The following is a 20,042-nucleotide window of genomic DNA, read 5'->3' as shown; positions in this document are numbered from 1 at the left end:
TTTTTAGAAATCCAGGCAGAGTGTTTCTCTGCCTGGATTTTTTTGGTTATACGGGTTACGCAAATATCCAAGAAAAGAAAGTTAAACGTATTGGAGAAAATGCGTTTCTTCAATCAGGAGCACGTAATGAGCAGCAATTGGCAAAGGGATTATACGGTGACTTCTGCCGGCTTAGGAAGGGACTGGGCCCAACGTTCATGGCGTTTGACGCTGGCGAGCAGCTGCTCATAAATTTCCGGCCGCCAGTCCGGCACTCCCGTTACCGGATTATCCCGAAACAAGGTAAGCATACCGCGGGCTTTGTCGGACAAGGAGAGATCAATAGTTGCGATCAAGAGCTCCTCCTTCTGCTCCACAGGCTCGGCGTAATATTGAGTGCCGATCAACTTGAGCGAAGGGCCTGCGATAAAACTGCCGCCGGGGAAATTCATATTTTTGTCCGGGCCGACAAGGTTGGAGCTAATCAGAAAAGTAGAATTTTCGATGATCCGCGATTTCAGGCACGTGTAATAAAAATCTTCCCAGCCGTCCACATCCATGACTGCGGTAGGATTTAAATAAAGACGCGCGCCCAAAGCAGAGTAATGGCGGGTCAGTTCCGGAAAGCTGTAGCTATCGTAGCAGATTCCTACGCCAACCGGTCCCCAAGGCGTTTCAAACATCAGCGGATCGCTGCCTTTTTTGGCCCAGAGCGACTCATTGCCTGCGGGGTGAATTTTACGGTAGCTGCCGATTAAGCCTTCAGGGCCTAATACCAAAGCGGAGTTATAAAGAAGTGACGGGTTTTTGGTATCTTTTTCCGGGAAGCCGAGTACGACATAAACGCCGTATGCTTTAGTCAGTTCACTGAGCTCATTGGAAACGGGTCCGGGGACGGGTTCAGCCTGCTCCAGCTGCATTTGAGTGGATTCGCCGTCCACGTTATAGCCCGTTAAGGCTAACTCTGGAAATAGAATGATTTTGGCTCCGCGTTCAGCTGCTGCTGTTACGTAACCTTTGATGCGGGCCAAATTGGCTTTTTTATCTCCCCAGACGGCATGAAAGTTTACGGATGCGACTGTAACAATATTTTCATAGCTTTTATTCATGATCATTTCTCCTTTATGAATGGTTTATTAAAGAAGGTGGGATGGAAGCAGCTTCTTCCTCTTTCAACAATAAGCAAGCCGCTTCCTGTCCTTGGCCGAATGGCCGTAGAACCGGCGTTTCCAGCGCACACCGTTCCGTGGCCAGCGGGCACCGTGTGCGGAATCTGCAGCCCGAAGGCGGATTAAGCGGACTCGGCAGATCACCTTTTAAGAGGGTTTCAGGTTTGGGAGGGGCCTCCATATCGACTGAAGGAGCCGATGCCAGCAGTGCTTGCGTGTACGGGTGGAGTGGATTGGCAAAAACTCGATGGGCCGGCCCCCGCTCCACAACTCTGCCGAGATACATGACCAGGATTTCGTCGCTCATGTATTCGACGACATGCAGATCATGCGAAATAAATATCATCGATAGATTTAGGGCCGATTTCAAATCCTGAAACAGGTTCAGGACTTGAGCCTGAACGGATTTGTCCAAAGCGGAAACCGCTTCATCGGCAATGACCACCTCCGGTTTCAGAATCAAAGCACGTGCGATCGCAATCCGCTGCCTCTGACCGCCGCTAAGGCTGCCGGGCAGCCGGTCGGCAAAGGTGCGGGGTAGTCCGACGGCTTCTAGATATTGATGGGCTTCACTCCGGGCTTCGGCTTTGCCGCCTCCGTTCGCCCACAGAGAGAAAGCGATATTATCAAGCACCGACAGCTGCGGGTTGAGTGAGGAATACGGATTTTGAAACACCATTTGAATATGGCGGCGCATATCCTTTACTCCGTTTTTGCCGAGCTGGAGCAGATCTTCGTCCCGAAACAGTACCTGGCCTTGATCGGGTTCGATCAGCCGCATAACTAGGCGGGCAAGCGTGGATTTTCCGCAGCCGGATTCCCCAACGATGCCCAAGGTTTGCTGCCGGGGGAGCTTAAAGGATACGTGATCGACGGCCGATACGCCGCCGGTTCTACGCCCGAGCATATTGCGGACGGGGAAAGTTTTGGCTATGTCGTGGACTTCCATGGCATAGTCAGCGGACGGTTCGGCAGTGGCAAAGTTGTTATGGGCGGTTGCCAGCATTTGTTCATTCAGCATCGGGAATACCCTCCATTCTGGCTTGGTAGCCGACTGGTATGGCCTGGCGGCTATTGGCGTGTTGACTCATTTGGCATTGGCCGGATTAACGCTTTAGTTCAAAGGCGTCGCTTAGCGCATCCGAAACGAGATTCAGGCAGAGCGAAGTTACAAAAATAAAGATGCCCGGGACAATGGTGACTAAAGGTTCGATAAAGATCAGCTGCTTCAGGTTGTTGAGCATAAATCCCCATTCCGGCGTTGGCGGCGATACGCCCAGCCCAAGGAAGCTGAGGCCGGAGGCCATCATCAGGCAGACGCCGATTTGTGAGGTGGAGAAGACGAATAATCTGGCGAAAATATTTTTGAAAATATGATAGCGGATGATGAGCGCGGAGCTTGCTCCGCTGGATTTGGCAGCTTCAATGTATTCCTCCTTGCGGACATCCTTTACGGCATTCTCGGCAACCCTGGCTACCGGCGGGACAAAAACCACCGATGCCGAGATGAGGATATTGCCGATGCCGGGGCCCAGAGCGGCGGCAATGCCGATGGCAAGCAGGATGGCTGGGAATGAAAAGACGATGTCCAGCGCACGCATAATAAGAGAACCGATAACGCCGCCGAAGTAACCAGCGATGATCCCCAACAATCCGCCGATTATGGAGGACACCAGCACGGGCAGAATGCCGGAAAGCAAACTTAACCGTCCCCCGTACAAAATTCGGGTCAGCAGATCGCGGCCCTGTTCGTCTGTGCCCAGCACATGACCGGCCGTTCCTATCGGCTTCAGCCGGTCGGAAATTTCTCCGGCATTTGGGTCATAAGGAGAAATCAAATTGGCGAATAAGCAGGCCGATACAATTAAGGTTAGTACAATCAGAGCGGTCATGGCGGCCTTGCGCGTCCGGAATTCGCGCCATATTATACCCGCGCGTGATGGCTCCCGGACAACGGGTTTCATCAGTATGGCTTCCTGAACGGATTGAATGTTAGTTGACATGGGCTCCACTCCTTTTTTTCTATAGTGAGATGGATTAAGACTGGCGGACCCGGGGATCCATGGCGGCATGTACGCTGTCAACGACCAGATTAATCAAGACAAACATGACGGCGATAATCAGTACTCCGGCCTGGACGACCGGGAAATCCCGCTGGCTGATCGCCTGATAAATGACTTGGCCGACACCCGGCCAGGAGAACACGGTTTCCACAAGCACGGAGCTGGCTATCAAATATCCGAACTGCAGGCCAGCCACATTCAGAATCGCAGGCATCCCGTTGCGGAGCACATGGCGCAGAATAGTGAAAGAGCTGCAGCCCTTTGCCTGCAGAGTAAAGACGAAGTCTTGCTTCAGCAGTCCGGAAACCGTACTCCGGATCATCCGGGTCATGACGCCCAAAGAAGCGAGCGCGGCGGCAATCGTCGGAAGGACTAAATGCAGAACAAGATCCCTCGCTCCTCCTCCATCGACGGATTTCATGCCTGAAGAGGGAAACCAGCCAAACATGACCGAGAATATGCCGATCAGAATAAGGGCAGCCCAGAAGTTGGGCATGCCGATCCCTGCCAGGCTTAACCCATTAAAGATCGAAGCCAATTTGGATTTTGGATAATAAGCGGTAAAAACACCGATGACCATAGAGATAAGGAAAGAAAAGACGGCCGCTGCGCAGGTAAGCAGAATGGTGTTGCCCAAAGCGGGCAGCAGCAAGTCAGCCACCGGAAGCCGGCGGACAACAGAATCGCCAAGCTGGCCCTGCAGCACGCCTCCAAGCCAAAGCAGATATTGCATCACAATCGGTTTGTCCAGCCCCATTTGGGTGCGAATAGCCGCGCGTTCAGTTTCCGTAGCATCAGGCGGGAGGATTGAGTTTACGGGGTCTCCCGGTACAATCTTTAGCATCAGGAATACAACAATGGACACGCCAAGTAATGTCGGAATGAGCATCAGCAATCTTTTTCCAATAAAACCTGTCATTGGCTTCCCTCCTTTCAGATTTGAAGCAGCCTGCTTGCTTGGCCGTCTTTATTCAATAGAGATCGTTGTCAGGTCGGCGAACCAGGATTGCGGCTGAATGAAACCTTTAATGTTAGGGGATAAGGCCCGAAGGTTCAGGTCATGGACCACATACAGCCACGGCGCGTCTTCAGCCAAGATGCCGGATGCCTGTTTCAAATAGGTGTTTTGCTCTTCGGTATCGAAGCTTTCCATGGCTTTCTGAATGGTGGCGTCAAATTCAGGGTTGGAATATCCGCCTACATTGATGCCGTTTGGCAAAATCGAGTCAGTAGCGAAGAAATTCGAATAGAAGTTCGGCGCGATGGTCGGAAGCGAAATGTTGTAAGCCCCGACCTCCCGGTCTTTAGGGAAACCTTGAACAAAGGAGCTGAGCAGCGTCTGCCATTCGATCGATTCGATTTTGACATCGATGCCTACAGCTTTTAGGTTCTTCTGCACGTATTCGTTCATTTGCAGCGGCCACATGTTGCCGGATCCGCTGGTCGGGACGATAAAGGTCGTTTGGAACCCGTCCGGATAACCGGCTTCTGCAAGCAAGTGTTTAGCTTTTTCCGGATCATAGGTGTAAGGCTCAACCTCGTCGTTATACCAGGAATGTCCCTTATACACAGGTTGGGTAGCCGGGGCGGCGGCGCCGTTTAACAGCGCGCTGCTCATGCCTTCGCGGTCAATTGCATAGTTGGCGGCTTGGCGAACCCGTTTGTCTTTCCAAGGTCCGTCCTGCACATTCAGGACATAAGGCCAAATATGTGGATACGTATTGGTCAACACTTGAAAGCCGGAGTTTTTCAGCAGATCAATGGACTCGGTTGGCGGAATTTCAGCCCAGTTAACTTCCCCGGACTGGAGAGCGGCAAGACGGGCGGAAGGATCGCTGACTGGTCTCAAAATAATCGTATCGATTTTGGGTGCGCCGTCCCAGTAGCTCTCATTCTTGACCATGACCATTTCCTGGCCCTGCGTCATGCTTTTGAACTTGAAGGGACCGGTTCCGGAAGGGTGGCTCGTGTAATCTTTACCGTATTGTTTGATGGCTTCGGGTGAGGCGATAAGAATGCCGGTCAAATCATAAGGAAGAAAACTGTAAGGCTGTGTAGTTTGTATAGTGATAGTGCTGTCGTCGACTTTGCTGTAGGTCTTGATATAGCGGAGCGAACTTGCACTGCTTCCGGCGATTTGGGCATTGTAGTATTCTGAATCCGGTTTGAGGATTCTGTCAAAAGCGAAGATGACCGCATCAGCGTTAAACGGTGTATCGTCATGGAAGGTGACGCCGCTGCGCAGGTGAAACGTCCAAAGAGTCGGGTCGTCAGCATCGGCCTCCCAGCTTTCCGCGAGTCCGGGTTTGAGCTGGGCGGGTTGATCCGGATTCGTCAAATCCCAGTTGATTAAAGCATCGTACAACTGATAACCTACGAAACGCATCCCCTCATAACCTTCGGTCGGATACGTGTCGGGTACTGGAATATTGGCAGCGGACATGGCGATGATGAGTTTCTGTTCCTTGCTTGATCCTCCTGATGTGGAGGCAGAGGAAGCGGTTTGGTTCACGCTGCCGCAGGCGGTCATCAGAAGGAATAATGCAAGCATCGGCAAGCCTAATAACATCCTGATTGGTTTGGTCAGTAAGTGTCTCATAAACCCCTCCGTATCCTCGGACAAACATTGTCCTTTATTTTTGTTTTGTTCTTGCTTTCTCTTTTTTCTTATTTTTTCTGTCCTCTGTTCCATATTTACAGTCGATAGAAAATAATGCGTTGATCCCCCTTGACACTTTTAAAATTCAGCTTGAAGCTTCTCCTCCAGCAGGAGGCAGGCTGCCCCATGGTCTTCGTCGTACCGAACGAATAATGGCGTTTGTTCCCGGCAGCCTGGACCGGCCTTAGGGCAGCGGCTTGCGAAGGAACAGCCGTGAGGCATTTCTGTGATTAGCGGCGGATAACCCGGAATGGTTGGCAGCCGTCCCGTTTGTCCTTTTCTTGGGGTAGCTCCAATCAGTCCCTGCGTGTAGGGATGCTGCGGTCTGGAGAGAACCTGGCCGGCGCTGCCGTGTTCCACGATTTTTCCGGCATACATGACGGCAATGTCATCAGCCATTTCAGCCGCTACGCCAATGTCGTGGGTTACAAGCACGATGGACATTCCAAAATCTTTCTGGATTTCCTTGAACAAACGGAGAATTTGCGCCTGAATCGTCACATCCAATGCCGTTGTGGGTTCATCCGCAAGCAGCAGATCGGGATTACAGGCCAGGGCCATGGCAATTACAGCTCTTTGGCGCATGCCTCCGCTCATTTCATGAGGGAATGCCCTCATTCGTTCTTCTGGAGACGGGATGCCGACACGACGAAGGAGTTCAATAGTGCGACGCTGCGCCTCGGAAAAGTTAACCCGTTCATGGGAGCGTATCGTTTCTATGATCTGGTCTCCGACCCGGTACAGCGGATCAAGCGCTGAGAGGGCGTCCTGAAAAATCATGGCAATGCGGCCGCCGCGTATCCGCTCCATCTCCTTTGCGCTTTTAGAAAGCATTTCGTCACCTGCCAGCTTGATGGAACCGGATAAACGGGCACCGGACGGCTTAAGACCCAGGACGGATCTAAGCATGACACTTTTGCCTGAACCAGACTCTCCAAGAACGACTAAAGTGCTTCCCTTTTTGAGCTCCAGAGAGACTCCTCTGACGGCAGCAATCCATTGTTTGCGAATAGAAAATTCGGTGATCAGATTGTCAATTTCCAGCAGTTCCGCCATGGCAGTTCCTCCTTTCGAAATCGGGGGATTTCCCGTGTCACAAATACTAACACATTTTTTTCGTGCACAGGATATTGAAACAATCTATACCCTCAAACGCTTCATTTCTCCGGAAAATATGCTATATTCCTTAACAATCTGATCCATGCGGACGTAAACATTCGTGATTTCAAGGAGGATCCTGGATGAACATTCCTGAATGGGTCAGAAAATATAACATAAAGGAGACATGTTGAATTGAAGACTAAAAACCCGCTGCTGCCGTTTTTCACGATTTCAGACCTGTCCGAATTGATTCGTAACCGTGCCGTTTCACCTGTAGAGGTAACGGAACTCATGCTGGAGCGGATCGATCGGATAAATCCGTCCTTGAATGTCTTCATTACCATTACGGCTGATTTGGCGATGAAGGAAGCCCATCAAGCGGAAACTGACATTATGAATGGAAAATACAAAGGGCCGCTTCACGGCATTCCTATCGCCCATAAAGATCTGTATTATACAAAAGGCATACGGACGACCTGCAGTTCCACGATCCTGAAGGATTTCATCCCGGATTATGACGCCACTGCCGTAGTTAAACTGCGTGAAGCCGGGACCATTCATTTAGGGAAGGTGCAGACGCATGAATTTGCCTCCGGCGCTATGACGAACAGCCCACACTTCGGGCCTTGCCTGAATCCATGGAATACAGACAAGGTCCCGGGCGGTTCCAGTGGTGGCTCCGGAGCCGGGGTAGCCGCAGGCTTGTTCTATATGGGGACGGGCTCGGATACGGGAGGCTCCATCCGGATCCCGGCTGCCTGCTGCGGCGTAGTAGGGATGAAACCCACCTATGGCCGCGTCAGCCGGTACGGCATTTTCCCGATGGCCTACTCGCTTGACCATGGTGGGCCTTTAACGCGAAGCGTGCGGGACGCAGCTCTTTGTCTCGAAGCAATGGCCGGCTTTGACGCCAAAGACGAGTCAACAAGCCCGCTTCCGGTGCCGGTTATGACAGGCGGGTTCACGGATTCGCTAAAGGGAGTTCGCATCGGACTTCCGACCTCCTACTATTTCGAGAATGTGGACGACGAAGTAATGATCGCCGTACAGAAAGCTATCCAGACAATGAAAGAGCTTGGTGCTGAATTTGTCGATGTTGATTTGAAAATGTCGGATTATGTTCGGCCAGCCTCTTCCGCAGTACTGATGGGAGAAATTTTATCGATCCATGGACCTTGGCTTTCGTCACGGCCTGAAGATTATGGTCCGGACGTGCTTGCCATGCTGAAATCAGGGACGGATATAACTGCAGCGCAATATGTAGATGCGCAGCGGGCACGGCATCTTATTACGCAGGATTATTTGAACGCGCTGGGCGGTGTGGATGTTCTGCTGACTCCGGCAACACCGACTTCGGCGCCGGACATTACAGATTACAGACAGGGAATGAGACTGGCCGAATTAACGATGCCGACCAATTTAACCGGCCTGCCAAGCTTGTCGATGCCTTGCGGGTTTACACCGGAGGGTATGCCGGTCAACCTTCAGCTGATCGGCCGTCCGTTTGAAGAACCGCGCGTGCTTGCGATTGGTCATGCTTACGAAATCAACACCCCTTGGCATACGATGCATCCCGAATTGTAATAAGAGAGGAGATTGAGAGAGATGAAACAGAAGGAAACAAAGGCTGCGGTTTCTTTCGAAACGGCAGCTGTCGAGACAAGAAAATCGGTGGGAGAGCTTTTTGGAAGCCGTGACAAATTAAAAGAGTTGGATTTGACAGGTGTGGAACCCATCGTATATCCGACATGGAAGGAAGGGCGCTACAAATAAACGCGGAGAAAATGGATGGGCAAAAAGAGTTAGCAATCAAAATAATCTAGCAAGGATGTTTACGATCCGGAGAGTTTTGTGTGAAGGCTGCTGTATTTATTCTGCAAAGCCTTTTGGATTTGCCCGGCAATTTTTTCGATTGGATGGTGCATGGCGGAAGCGGCTGTCGAATAGGAGACCTGAATGTTGAGCTTGGAAATGTAGTCGGTCTTCATAAGGATCAGGTTAAAAGGAAGAGGTTTCTCAAGCAGATGAAGGATACTGCTAACTGTGGTAAATGTGTAGCCGAATCCCGACTCTAATATGGCTGTCATGGTTTGGGTGTCGGAAACGATATGATAGGAACGGGGGACACTGCCGAACATGTTCATCAAAATACGTTCTGTTACCTCCCGGTAACGAAGCAGGGGAGAACTTTCATAGAGAATAAACGGCCGGTGCTCCAAGAGCTTAACATTGCTTAAATCCTCATGGATCTCGGGGTAACCCGACAGCGGATACAACAGAACCAGATCGTCTTCAATAGCCGGTAAACTAATCGATCCGGGACATTCCCGAGAGTCAAAATGAACGGTAATATGCAGCCCTTCATATTCCGTCAAATTGCATAAGGTCTCAGAGGACTTGGTGACAAAATGGCACTCGAGATTTGGTGAAACTTCACGGATGACTTGAATAATTGCTTCCAAAAATGCCGGGTTGAAAAAGGTTTCCACGCCGATATGCAGCCGTTGATCGCTGGTCACGGCGGCAATCGGTCCGCCGTCGGGATCACCGTGCACCTTTAGCAGTGTAGCTGCTTCTTCCAGCTCCTGCAGCAGCTGTACGGAATAAGAAAGGAAAAATCTCCCCTCGTTTGTGAGCTTTATTCCATCCCAACTTCTATAGAGCAGCTTGACTCCAAGCCCTTCTTCCAGCTTACGGAGCCTGGAACTGAGCGTAGGCTGGGTCAAATGAAGAATCTGCGCTGCTTTGGAGATGCTTTTCTCGCGGGCAACGGTGATAAAGGAATGCAAACCTTCCATATCCATTTCAAATCCACACCCTTTCCGGCCGAGACTGAATTGAAAACTAGGATTATATGTTATATATTATTACATCGTTTTGAAAAAGACTATGTAAATTCTCTCTAGATTTTTGAAAAATCTATGAAGCAGCGGATTGTAATGAAACATGGAACAACAAAGGCGGACCCAAACGGGTCCGCCTTTGTTGGCATATAAGAAATAAATAATCTCTATATCTTCAATTCCTGATGTTTAATCTTTGCGCATTCGACTTGAATGGTGGTGTGTTCGATACCGAATTTATCCTTCAGCCGGTTGATAGCCTGCTGCAGCACGTCCTGGTAATTCCGTTCATCGCCGATTAGCAGATGGCAGCTTAGTGCGTCCAGGCCGGAGGTGATGCACCAAATATGCAGATCGTGAACGTTGACGACGCCGTCGATGTTTTCGAGTTCGGCTTTTACTTCCTCTTGATTGACCGAAGCTGGAGTGCCTTCCATCAGGATATGCACGGAGTTCTGAATGACACCCCAGCCGCTCTTTAGAATCAGCAGGGCCACAACGACAGAGATGATTGGATCGGCGATATACCAGCCGAAGGCATACATGAGGATACCGGCAACGATGGCGCCGACGGAGCCGAGCGCATCCCCAAGCACATGGAGGTAGGCGCCTCGCATGTTGACGTTGTTTTTTACATCACCTTTCGTCATTAGGGAAACGGCGCTGACCAGGTTGGCGATCAGGCCGATGACGGCGATAAGCATCATGGGACCGCTGCCGACAGTGGGCGGATGGGCAAATCTTCCGACCGCTTCCCATACGATTAATCCCGCAATCACAAACAGGGCGATGCCATTCAGCAGCGCAGCCAATATTTCAAAACGGTAGAAACCGAAGGTTTTGTCCGGTGTAGCGGGTCTGGATGCGAATTTGAAGGCAATCAGACTGAGCAGAAGAGCCGCAACGTCGCTCAGCATATGGCCGGAATCGGATAGCAGCGCCAGACTGTTGGTGTACAGCCCGCCGAAAAATTCCAGCAGCAGGATCACCGACGTAGTGATCAGAGCAATCGTCAGCCCTTTGGAATTCCCGTTTCTAAGCTCCTCAAAATGCTGGTGCGAGTGGCTGTGAGAGTGTCCCTGATGATGGCTGTGATTGTGGTGAGTCTGGTTGTGACTTGGATTATCATTGAATTTGTCATTGGAATAGTTATTTGGATTAGAATGTTGGTTCATGCTAGACAACCTCCAGACCGCATTTGATATGGGTTAAGACCTGGTTCAGGATCGTAATGACGTGTTCGTCTTCGTACGTGTAATAAAGGGTGTTGCCCTCGCGCCGAAACTTGACCAGCCGAAGGTTACGGAGGAAGCTGAGCTGGTGCGAGACGGCTGACTGCGTTAGATTAAGCAATTCTGCGATATGATTGACTGAACATTCTTCTTGGGAGAGCAGATACAAAATTTTCACCCGTGTCGGATCACCCAACGCTTTAAAAATCCTTGATGCCCGGTCCACCGTATCTTCTGTTAAAAAATCATGATCCTGCTGTTTCATAAATTCACCGCTTTCTCTCTATATATGAACATATGCTCATATACATTGTATGTCAAAAACAGCCAAACTGTCAAAAGAAGCTGATCCCTTTTTCATTTTCTGACTCATGCTGTCATGGGAACAAAGGAGCAGTCAGGGGAAATGGTCTTACCGTTGGTCAATTCATTAGCAACTTCAGTCATATTCCAAACTGGGACTAATTAATCAAAATGTAAATAATACAGAATTTTACCAAAATAGAGGCTTGTACTTCCATTTTTATGTAATTATACTGACCTTAATCCGAAATCAATCATCGTCCTTTCCATACATAACCCGACAGATGAAATAGGCTGCCAGGGGTATGTACCTCTTAACCTCACTCCTACGATTGGCTCTGTCGAGTTTTCTCCTCTTAAGGAAGATACGGAATTTGTTCGATCCGGCTCCTTAGTTTTTACTCTTTCCTTCATGATTAACTCTATATTCTTGTTGTGTGCTTTCGCCTTGAATTTGAGGTTTCTCTGAAAGGAGGTGATGCTTCTTTAGGAAAAATTTTCGAATGTTTCAGGTTTATTTGAGGTCAGCAGACTGAAGAGGCAGTAAAAAATTCATCTAAATTCCTAGTAAAAGGAGCGGTGAAGTTTGGTTAATCGAAACAGGTTGAACAAGCATTTTTCGATCGGAATGACGATGCTGCTAACATTTTCGCTTATCACGCCCTTTAATCCGGCAAGCGCAAAATCTGCTGACTATTTCAGCTTGAGAAACACCCATGTAGAAACGTTGGCCGTGAAAGTGGATCCCAAACTCAACAAACAATTTGATCAATCGGAATATGTCACCTATCTGGTGAAAATGAAGGAGCAGACGGACACGACCTCGGTATCCCGCCAGGCGCTGCAGAAAGCTTCCTTGCAGAAGGCGACCCCATCCGCAGCCAAGCTGTCGGCCCGTTCGGCCGTCGTCAGCTCCCTCCGCGCAACCGCTTCGCAAACGCAATTTTCCCTTGAACAATATTTAGATGATGCCAAGGAAGCAGGAAAGGTCAAAACTTATAAAAGCTACTTTATTGTGAACGCGCTTGCCGTCACCAGCACCAAGGAAGTGATGGAGGCCATCGCCAAACGGGGCGAAGTAGACAAAATCCTGCCGGATGAAACCCGGTATTTGCAGGATACGACGGTGACACCAACCCTTGAAAAACCGGCGGCCACCGTGCAGACGCCAAGCGGCAGCGCTCTCCAATCAGGCGCTGCGGCGGACAAGGATAAAGGGAGCGCAGGCGGGAAAAACGGCGCAGCGCCTGCGGCTTCCTCAGCCCCGGCCGCTCCTGCTCCGGGCACCTCGAAACCCGGATCGTCCAGCGGAATTTCGCTTGGCGTTCAAACGGGACAAGATACCAAAACTTCACAAAGCGGCAGCGGCAAATCGCCGACCGCGGATGACCCTAACGTAGAATGGAACATTGAGCGCGTGAACGCTCCGGAGGTATGGGCCAAAGGCATCGATGGCACCGGCATCGTGGTGGCGAGTCTCGATACGGGAGTCGACTATACGCACCCGGCGCTGGAACGAAAGTGGCGCGGCCTGGACGCGAACGGCAATATCGTTCACCCTGAGCTGAGCTGGTATGACGCCTTCAGCGGGGATCCGCTGCCGAATGACAACGAAGGACACGGCACTCATACGATGGGAACAATGGTGGGCTCCGAGGAAAACGGCACCAACAAAATTGGCGTTGCGCCGGGAGCCAAGTGGATTGCCGTGCGGATTTTTAATCCGGATACGACGGACAGCATCATTTTGGACGGAGCCCAGTGGCTGATGGCTCCGGTGGACGATGAAGGCAACCTGCATCCGGAGCTGGCTCCGGACGTGGTGAACAACTCTTGGGGAGGCGGACCCGGGCTGGATGAATGGTTCCGGCCGACGGTTCAGGCTTGGCGGGACGCCCAGATTTTTCCGGAGTTCTCTGCCGGCAACACGACCTTAACCAATCCCGGCGGTCCGGGCTCCGTAGCGAATCCGGCCAACTATCCGGAAGCTTTCGCTACCGGAGCAACGGATATCAATGACCAGCTTGCGGATTTCTCGCTGCAGGGGCCTTCGCCATACGGCGAAGTCAAACCGGAGGTTTCCGCGCCTGGCGTCAACATCCGTTCTTCCGTCCCTGGCGGATATGAAGGGGGCTGGAACGGGACCTCCATGGCAGGTCCTCACACGACGGCCATTGCGGCCTTGCTGCTGCAGGCCAACCATTCTTTAACGGTGGATGACCTGGAGAACATTCTGATGGATACGGCGGTGCCAAGAACCGACGGCCAATTCCCGACTTCTCCGAATAACGGGTACGGACACGGCATTGTAAATGCGCTTGACGCCGTCGGCTCCGTCCTGGAGGGCATAGGCTCCGTTTCCGGGAAAGTGAGCACGGGCGGGGACGATACGGAAGAGCCTGTGATCGAACATACGCCTGTAACGGCTGCGTTTGTCGGTTCCGATCTTCCGGTCACGATTCATGCGACGGATGACGTCAGCATCCTGAACGTGGATGTTTACGCCAGAACCAAAGGAATGTCTAATTATGTGTATATCCCGGCAGAACTGGTTTCCGGCGACTACAAAGACGGCGTTTACGCCGCGTCCATTCCTTCTTTCCTCGTGCAGCCTGCAGGACTTGAATATTATATCCGCGTCAATGATTACGGCAACAACGGATATGATTCGGAGGTTTATCCGGTGGAAGTCAGCAGCGGCGTCAAAGCGGGTTATGTGGAGGATTTTGAAAACGGCTTTGTCGGCTTCTCGACAGGCGGTGCAGGGAAACCTTGGGAGTGGGGAACACCGGTCAGCGGTCCCGGATCGGCGGCTTCCGGAGACAAGGTGTTTGCTACCAACCTGACAGGCACCTATGCGGCGGGCTCCAATTCGTACCTGCTCGCTCCTCCAATTGATCTTACCGACAGCGAGAGCGGAGCGCTTGTCTCGTTCAAGCAATGGTATGACATCGAAGATAATTTCGATTCCGGCACCGTGTATTTGGCCTCCGAAAGCACCGGGAATGAATTCGTGCCGGTGAACCGGTTCGACGGCCAAAGCGGCGGCTGGAAAACGCAGTACCTGGACCTTACGCCGTACAAGGGCGAAACCGTTTCGGTTTTGTTTGACCTTGTTAGCGATGGTGGCGGCCAGGCAGCCGGCTGGTATATCGATGATTTTAAAGTGGAGGATCTCGATCAAACGCCTCCTTCGGCGCCAACCGCTTTGACCGCATCGGCGGACATTCTGGGGAATGTAAGCTTGACCTGGACCGCTCCGCAGGATGAGGACCTTAAACAGTTCAAGATTTATCGTTCCGAGAACGATAACGCAAGTTATGAAGAGATCGGCACCTCGCAGGAGCCGGGTTATATGGATACTTTATCGGCGACGGACGCCACCTATTATTACAAAGTGGCAGCCGTTGATTACAGCGGCAATACGGGACCAGACTCAAATGAAGTTTCCTTGAACATTCATGCCCCTGAGGTCGTCTATAGCGATTCCTTCGATTCGGACAGCGATAACGGCTGGACGCATTCCGGAACGCAGGATGAGTGGGAGCGGGGAACGCCAAACGTTCCTCAGCTGCAGGCAGCCGCTTCTCCGCCGAATGTATGGGGTACCGACCTCGACGGGAGTTATGAAAACGGCGCAGACGCTTCTCTTTATTCGCCGGTTATTGATTTGACCAACGTTCCTGAAGCTGTTCTGCTGTTTAACAACTGGTATGCGGTAGAGGCCGGTTACGATAATGCCCACGTGGAAATTACCCGCGACGGCGGAGCCACCTGGAACGAGCTGACCAGCTTCACCGGAGCGAACGACGGCACGCATTGGACACCTGTGATCTCCGATTTGACGGAATACGCCGGTTCCAGCATTCAGATCCGCTTCCGGCTTACTTCGGATGGCAGCGTCACTTTCCCGGGCTGGTATGTGGACGATCTCCGCATTCTGGCGGTGTCCCCGCCTGAAGGGGCTGCTTCCAAGGGGTGGACTGGCGAAGTGAAACCGGAATCCGCCAAAAATCCTTCCGCAGAGCCGCTAATCAAGCGGACGGTAACGGATCAGGAGACCTTTGAGCAGCAGGCAAAATCCGCTGCCCATGCTGAACCTGCGGTTTCATCAGGTGCTTCGGCCCGGCCTGAAGGCGGAGCCGCGGATATCGGCATTCAAAGCCTGCCGACCAGCGCAACCGTTACGGTTCTTGAAACCGGCCGATCGGTAAATACGGATCCGGCCTCAGGCAAATACAGCCTGACGCATATAGCGGGCGATTATAACCTGAAGGCGGAAGCCTACGGTTATTACCCGCAAACCAAACCGGTGACCATTGCAGACGGCGGAACCGCCAAAGTCAATTTCAGCCTGGAGCCGATCCCTAGAGGAGTGGTGCATGGCCTGGTCACGGATGAACGCACGGGCGAGCCGATTGCAAATGCCCGGGTACTGGCCGTGGAGGATACAAAAGTAGCCCCGGCGCAAACCGCCGAAGACGGCAGCTTTACTTTGACATTGCTGGAAGGAACCTACAGTCTGCTGGTACAAGCGGGCGATTATTACTCCACAACCGAAACGGTCACCGTCGCCGGGAATGACAGCACCCAGGTTGTGGTAAGCCTGAAGCCGTTTGTCGGCATTGAAGGCGAGCTGGCCTATGACGACGGAACTGCGGAGAACGCCTGGGCGTTTAACGCCGGCGGCAATGCTTGGGGCATCCGCTTTACACCGGATTCCGAAGCGGCAATGATAACCGGCGCACGGCTCACCTTCTGGGGTCCGGAGTTCCCGTCTCCGGGCGGCACAGCTTTTCAATATGCCGTGTATGATGCAACCGGTGCTGACGGTGCCCCCGGCAATCTGGTAGCCGGCCCATTCGATGCGACGGCCCTTCGGGACGAAACGCAGTGGACGGAGGTAGAGCTGCCGCAGCCGGTTACGGTTCAAGGCGACTTCTACATCGTGTATATTCAGTCTAATGCCGGCACGGCTTCACCGGCACTTGCTACGGACGAAGATACGGAAGCGACCGGGCGCGCTTGGGAACAGGTGAGCGGAGTTTGGGCTCCATCCGCCGTAGAAGGCAACTTTATGGTCCGGGCCGAAGTTAAATACGCGGTTAATGCGCCTGTTATTTTGACGCCGGCGCCCGCTTCTTACACCAACGTGCCCGATTTGACCGTTACCGGGACTTCTACTGCAGAAGGCTCCGAGATTACGATCTACAATGACGATACGGCGGCAGGAACCGGTGTTATTGAAAACAAAACCTTCAGCGTTCCCGTTACGCTGCATCCTGGCAGCAACACCTTAACCGCAGAAGCCGAGGTGAACGGGAAAGCAACCGACCGTTCGGAACCGGTCGTGATCACGCTGGATCAGACAGCGCCTGAGCTGGTCGTCACCACGCCGGCAGAAGGCACGGTGATGAACGGCGAAGTCGTGACGGTTACCGGCACGACGTCCGATGAGAACTTTGACACCTTGCTCGTGAACGGACAGCCGGTAGAGCCGAACAGCGACGGCAGCTTTACCTCTAAACTTATCGTGGAAGAAGGAGATAATACGATTACCGTTACGGCCCAGGATTTGGACGGCAACGAAACGACGGAGGTACGCACCGTTCATGTCAGCACGGCTCTGCCGGAGCTGACAAATATGGAGCCTTCGCAAGACGTGCATATCGCTTCCGGCGAGCCGTTGACCGTCTCGTTTGACAGCGCGCCTGGCTTGACGGCTTCCTTCCGGATCGAGCTTCCGCTGCCTATGAGCACCTTTGCCCGCAGCGGCGTGGCCATGACAGAAACCGAACCGGGGCATTATGTAGGCACTTACTCAACGCCTGCTTCCCTGAAGCTGGACGGCGGCGTAATCGTCATCACGGCGGCCGATGCCGCAGGCAATGAAGTCGAAGCCGAAGCTCCTGGCAAACTTTATGTAGGCCAGCCGGAAGGCGGAGACGGGAATGGGGGCGATAATGGCGGCGGGAATCCCGGTGAACCGGGGGATCCCGGAAATCCAGGTGACCCAGGAACTCCCGGAAATCCTGACAATCCCGGAGATCCGACTCCTCCAGCCAACCAACCGCCGGTTGCGGTAATTGATGCGCCGGATCAAGGCGCAAAGAAAGAAAAAATCACGTTTAGCGCCGCAGGCTCCACCGATCCGGACGGCAGGATCGTCAAATACGAATGGGACTTCAGCGATGGCAATACCGCTACCAAGCAGTCTGCCTCTCACAAATTCAGCCATAAAGGCTCGTATACGGTAACGCTGACCGTTACGGACGACAAGGGGGCGAAAGCGACGGCGGAGCATGTGATTGTGATCCGATAACAAGGATTACGTTTCCGTGAATATTTTTTTGGAAGAAGCGCCTGTTCAGGTTTCGGCCTGAGCAGGTGCTTTTTTTGGCCATGTGTTATACTCAAACTGAATTTTAACAAGGAACGATAAGCGGTGAAGGAAAGGGAGAACCTGTGATGAAAAAACTTCTGATCGCGGACGACGATGCCCATATCCGCACCCTGCTCAGGCATTTTCTGACCACGGAAGGCTACGGCGTGGTTGAAGCCAGGGACGGACAGGAGGCTATGGACAAGCTGGCAGCCGAGGATCTCGATCTGGCCGTTGTTGACGTCATGATGCCCAAAGTGGATGGACTTGAATTGTGCGGCCATATCCGGGAGCACTACGATATTCCGGTCATTCTGCTGACGGCTCGGGAGCAGCTGGCGGACAAAGAGCAAGGCTACCGTCAGGGTACGGATGATTATGTAACGAAACCTTTTGAGCCGGAGGAGCTGCTGTTCCGCATCCAGGCGTTGTTCCGGCGTTATTCGCTTGCGTCGAAAGAACGCATCAGGCTGGGGCCGCTGATGATCGACCGGAGAAACTACGAAATCCGGGACGGGGACGCGGTTATGCTGCTGCCGCGCAAGGAATTCGAACTGCTTGCCCAGCTGGCCCAATTTGCCGGACGGTTATTTGGAAGGGATGAGTTGATCCGTTTAGTTTGGGGCGGCGATTACGCAGGCGACGAGCGGACGGTGGACGTTCATGTGAAACGGCTGCGCCAGCGTTTTGCAGATTATGAGTCTATCTTTCATATTCAGACGGTAAGAGGGCTTGGTTACAAGCTGGACGTTTCCGAAGGGAACAAAAAACCGGACTGAGGCTGCCCCGCAGTCTAAAGATTGGAGCTGCAGGCCAATGAAATCTTTATACCTACGCATCTGTATGGTCACGTTGTCTACCATTATCGTCAGCAGCCTGTTCGGATTTATGGTATCCAACATTTATTATCATGCCAAACTGAAGCCTTTCAACGACGCCAAGCTTTCCCGCATGCTGGACCAGGTCCGGTCGTTTCTGGAACAGGAGGCTGCGGGCACGGCAGATACGCCGGAGCCGGACATCACGTCTGCCGCGGACAAATATCTGCAGAGCGTGGGAGCGCTGGGATACGAGCTGTATTTGACGGACGGGGCCGGAGAGGACAGTTACTACGGGGGGGAATTCCGGGTCACCGATCTCAAGGAACGGCAGGTGAAGTCGGTTTTGGCCGGACAGGCCTATCACGGGGTGGCCGATTTTCCCGGCGGACCGCTGATTACCGGGTTCTTTGAGAACAGGCTCAGCAATACGGTAGGCACCGGGGTTACGATCGCCGGACGAAATTATGCGCTGTTTATGCGGCCTGATACGGAAGCCCAGTTCGGCGAGCTGCGGAGCTTTTTTGCGATGATCCTCCTGTTTACGGTCCTGTTCAGCATTTTGCTGTTTCTAATCGCGACGGGGCATGTCGTTCGTCCGGTCACCAGGCTGACGGAAGCGACCAAAGCGATCGCCAGCGGACGGTACGATATCAAGCTGCACACCAGACGCCGTGATGAAATCGGGCAGCTCGCCGCCCAATTTGAAAGAATGAGCCGGGAAATCCAGCGGTCCGACCAGTCGCGCAAAGAATTCGTGTCCAATGTTTCGCATGAAATCCAGTCTCCGCTGGCTTCCATTCAGGGATTTGCGGCAGCCCTAAGGAAGCAGGGGTCCTCGCCGGAGGAACAGGAGCATTATTTAAGCATCATCGAGCAGGAAACCCGGCGGTTATCCTCCCTGAGCAAACAACTGCTGACCCTGTCCATGCTGGATGACCAACAGGCGGAAGGTTTCGCGGCGGAGCCGGTCCTTTTGTGGGAGCAGCTGAGACAGGCCGCCCAGGTGCTGGAATATCCGCTGGCTGAGAAGGAGATCGCACTGCTGCTTAACATGCCGGAGCTGACGGCTGCCGGAAACGGCGGACTGCTGTACCAGGTCTGGATGAACCTGCTGGCAAATGCGGTGAAGTTTACGCCGAGCGGCGGGACGATCAAAGTTCGGGCCTGGAAAGAAGGCGAATGGTGCAAGGTCGCGGTAACGGATTCCGGGGAAGGCATCGCAGCCGAGGAGCTGCCGCTGGTATTCGACCGTTTTTATAAAACGGATAAATCAAGGGAACGTACGTCGAGCGGAACCGGTTTGGGGCTTTCCATCGTCCGTAAAATCATCACCCTGCATAAAGGCACGATCGAAGTGGAGAGCACCGTTGGGGAAGGCAGCACCTTTACGGTAACGCTCCCCGCATTTGTAAACTGAAATTCATATTCCGTTCATACAGGCTCCCTATACTGGGCTCGTAAATTAGATATACCAGTTAGGGAGTGAAACC

14 protein-coding genes are annotated in these 20,042 nt (G+C 52.6%); 5 read left to right on the top strand and 9 right to left on the bottom strand.

Features of this window, described 5'->3' with window-relative positions:
* Nucleotides 1-149: 149 nt before the first annotated feature.
* The 6 genes from CBE73_RS08160 to CBE73_RS08135 all read right to left on the bottom strand — a co-directional run bounded on the left by CBE73_RS08160 (nucleotide 150) and on the right by CBE73_RS08135 (nucleotide 6,926).
* Nucleotides 150-1,088, bottom strand: coding sequence for a carbon-nitrogen hydrolase family protein (locus CBE73_RS08160; RefSeq protein ID WP_157739454.1), 939 nt, complete (start codon nucleotides 1,086-1,088; stop codon nucleotides 150-152).
* Between the two features lie 13 nt (nucleotides 1,089-1,101).
* The gene (locus tag CBE73_RS08155) at nucleotides 1,102-2,169 is read right to left on the bottom strand and encodes an ABC transporter ATP-binding protein (RefSeq protein WP_229752684.1); all 1,068 of its coding nucleotides are present in this window, start codon (nucleotides 2,167-2,169) and stop codon (nucleotides 1,102-1,104) included.
* Between the two features lie 85 nt (nucleotides 2,170-2,254).
* Nucleotides 2,255-3,151: an ABC transporter permease gene (locus CBE73_RS08150; RefSeq protein WP_174704684.1), complete on the bottom strand. Its 897-nt coding sequence runs from the start codon at nucleotides 3,149-3,151 to the stop codon at nucleotides 2,255-2,257.
* A gap of 34 nt (nucleotides 3,152-3,185) precedes the next feature.
* Entirely contained in the window at nucleotides 3,186-4,130 is a 945-nt protein-coding gene (locus CBE73_RS08145; protein WP_094093812.1) for an ABC transporter permease, read from the bottom strand.
* Nucleotides 4,131-4,178: 48 nt separating this feature from the next.
* Entirely contained in the window at nucleotides 4,179-5,762 is a 1,584-nt protein-coding gene (locus CBE73_RS08140; protein ID WP_229752692.1) for an ABC transporter substrate-binding protein, read from the bottom strand.
* A 186-nt stretch (nucleotides 5,763-5,948) separates the two neighbouring features.
* Nucleotides 5,949-6,926, bottom strand: coding sequence for an ABC transporter ATP-binding protein (locus CBE73_RS08135; RefSeq protein WP_094093810.1), 978 nt, complete (start codon nucleotides 6,924-6,926; stop codon nucleotides 5,949-5,951).
* Between the two features lie 237 nt (nucleotides 6,927-7,163).
* Between CBE73_RS08135 and CBE73_RS08130 the strand changes: the two genes are divergently transcribed.
* Both CBE73_RS08130 and CBE73_RS21895 read left to right on the top strand, forming a co-directional pair.
* Entirely contained in the window at nucleotides 7,164-8,555 is a 1,392-nt protein-coding gene (locus CBE73_RS08130) for an amidase (RefSeq protein ID WP_094093809.1), read from the top strand.
* Nucleotides 8,556-8,576: 21 nt separating this feature from the next.
* The gene (locus tag CBE73_RS21895) at nucleotides 8,577-8,744 is read left to right on the top strand and encodes a hypothetical protein (RefSeq protein WP_157739450.1); all 168 of its coding nucleotides are present in this window, start codon (nucleotides 8,577-8,579) and stop codon (nucleotides 8,742-8,744) included.
* A 59-nt stretch (nucleotides 8,745-8,803) separates the two neighbouring features.
* Here the strand turns inward: CBE73_RS21895 and CBE73_RS08125 are convergent, their stop codons facing one another.
* The 3 genes from CBE73_RS08125 to CBE73_RS08115 form a co-directional block, all read right to left on the bottom strand.
* Entirely contained in the window at nucleotides 8,804-9,775 is a 972-nt protein-coding gene (locus CBE73_RS08125; protein ID WP_094093808.1) for a LysR family transcriptional regulator, read from the bottom strand.
* Between the two features lie 206 nt (nucleotides 9,776-9,981).
* Entirely contained in the window at nucleotides 9,982-10,989 is a 1,008-nt protein-coding gene (locus CBE73_RS08120) for a cation diffusion facilitator family transporter (protein ID WP_094093807.1), read from the bottom strand.
* A gap of 1 nt (nucleotide 10,990) precedes the next feature.
* Nucleotides 10,991-11,311, bottom strand: a complete 321-nt coding sequence (locus CBE73_RS08115) for an ArsR/SmtB family transcription factor (RefSeq protein ID WP_094093806.1) — start codon at nucleotides 11,309-11,311, stop codon at nucleotides 10,991-10,993.
* 672 nt (nucleotides 11,312-11,983) lie between these two features.
* On the opposite strand from CBE73_RS08115, the gene CBE73_RS08110 reads away from it, so the two are divergent.
* From CBE73_RS08110 to CBE73_RS08100, 3 genes are all read left to right on the top strand, one after another.
* Complete coding sequence (locus tag CBE73_RS08110; protein WP_244905533.1) at nucleotides 11,984-17,671, top strand: S8 family serine peptidase; 5,688 nt, start codon at nucleotides 11,984-11,986, stop codon at nucleotides 17,669-17,671.
* Nucleotides 17,672-17,817: 146 nt separating this feature from the next.
* The gene (locus CBE73_RS08105; protein ID WP_094093805.1) at nucleotides 17,818-18,510 is read left to right on the top strand and encodes a response regulator transcription factor; all 693 of its coding nucleotides are present in this window, start codon (nucleotides 17,818-17,820) and stop codon (nucleotides 18,508-18,510) included.
* Between the two features lie 37 nt (nucleotides 18,511-18,547).
* Nucleotides 18,548-19,969, top strand: a complete 1,422-nt coding sequence (locus tag CBE73_RS08100; protein WP_094093804.1) for a sensor histidine kinase — start codon at nucleotides 18,548-18,550, stop codon at nucleotides 19,967-19,969.
* Nucleotides 19,970-20,042 lie beyond the last annotated feature (73 nt).

The sequence above is a fragment of the Paenibacillus physcomitrellae genome (genome assembly GCF_002240225.1).
GTDB lineage: Bacteria > Bacillota > Bacilli > Paenibacillales > Paenibacillaceae > Fontibacillus > Fontibacillus physcomitrellae.
The sequence above is the reverse complement of the archived record's forward strand: the minus strand, read 5'-3'. Positions and strand labels throughout refer to the sequence as shown.

Excerpts from the sequence above, each read along its gene's own strand:
- CBE73_RS08160 (WP_157739454.1), bottom strand. The coding sequence starts at position 1,088 with ATGAATAAAAGCTATGAAAATATTGTTACAGTCGCATCCGTAAACTTT.
- CBE73_RS08155 (WP_229752684.1), bottom strand. The coding sequence starts at position 2,169 with ATGCTGAATGAACAAATGCTGGCAACCGCCCATAACAACTTTGCCACT.
- CBE73_RS08150 (WP_174704684.1), bottom strand. The coding sequence starts at position 3,151 with ATGTCAACTAACATTCAATCCGTTCAGGAAGCCATACTGATGAAACCC.
- CBE73_RS08145 (WP_094093812.1), bottom strand. The coding sequence starts at position 4,130 with ATGACAGGTTTTATTGGAAAAAGATTGCTGATGCTCATTCCGACATTA.
- CBE73_RS08140 (WP_229752692.1), bottom strand. The coding sequence starts at position 5,762 with ATGCTTGCATTATTCCTTCTGATGACCGCCTGCGGCAGCGTGAACCAA.
- CBE73_RS08135 (WP_094093810.1), bottom strand. The coding sequence starts at position 6,926 with ATGGCGGAACTGCTGGAAATTGACAATCTGATCACCGAATTTTCTATT.
- CBE73_RS21895 (WP_157739450.1), top strand. The coding sequence starts at position 8,577 with ATGAAACAGAAGGAAACAAAGGCTGCGGTTTCTTTCGAAACGGCAGCT.
- CBE73_RS08125 (WP_094093808.1), bottom strand. The coding sequence starts at position 9,775 with ATGGATATGGAAGGTTTGCATTCCTTTATCACCGTTGCCCGCGAGAAA.
- CBE73_RS08120 (WP_094093807.1), bottom strand. The coding sequence starts at position 10,989 with ATGAACCAACATTCTAATCCAAATAACTATTCCAATGACAAATTCAAT.
- CBE73_RS08115 (WP_094093806.1), bottom strand. The coding sequence starts at position 11,311 with ATGAAACAGCAGGATCATGATTTTTTAACAGAAGATACGGTGGACCGG.
- CBE73_RS08110 (WP_244905533.1), top strand. The coding sequence starts at position 11,984 with ATGCTGCTAACATTTTCGCTTATCACGCCCTTTAATCCGGCAAGCGCA.
- CBE73_RS08105 (WP_094093805.1), top strand. The coding sequence starts at position 17,818 with ATGAAAAAACTTCTGATCGCGGACGACGATGCCCATATCCGCACCCTG.
- CBE73_RS08100 (WP_094093804.1), top strand. The coding sequence starts at position 18,548 with ATGAAATCTTTATACCTACGCATCTGTATGGTCACGTTGTCTACCATT.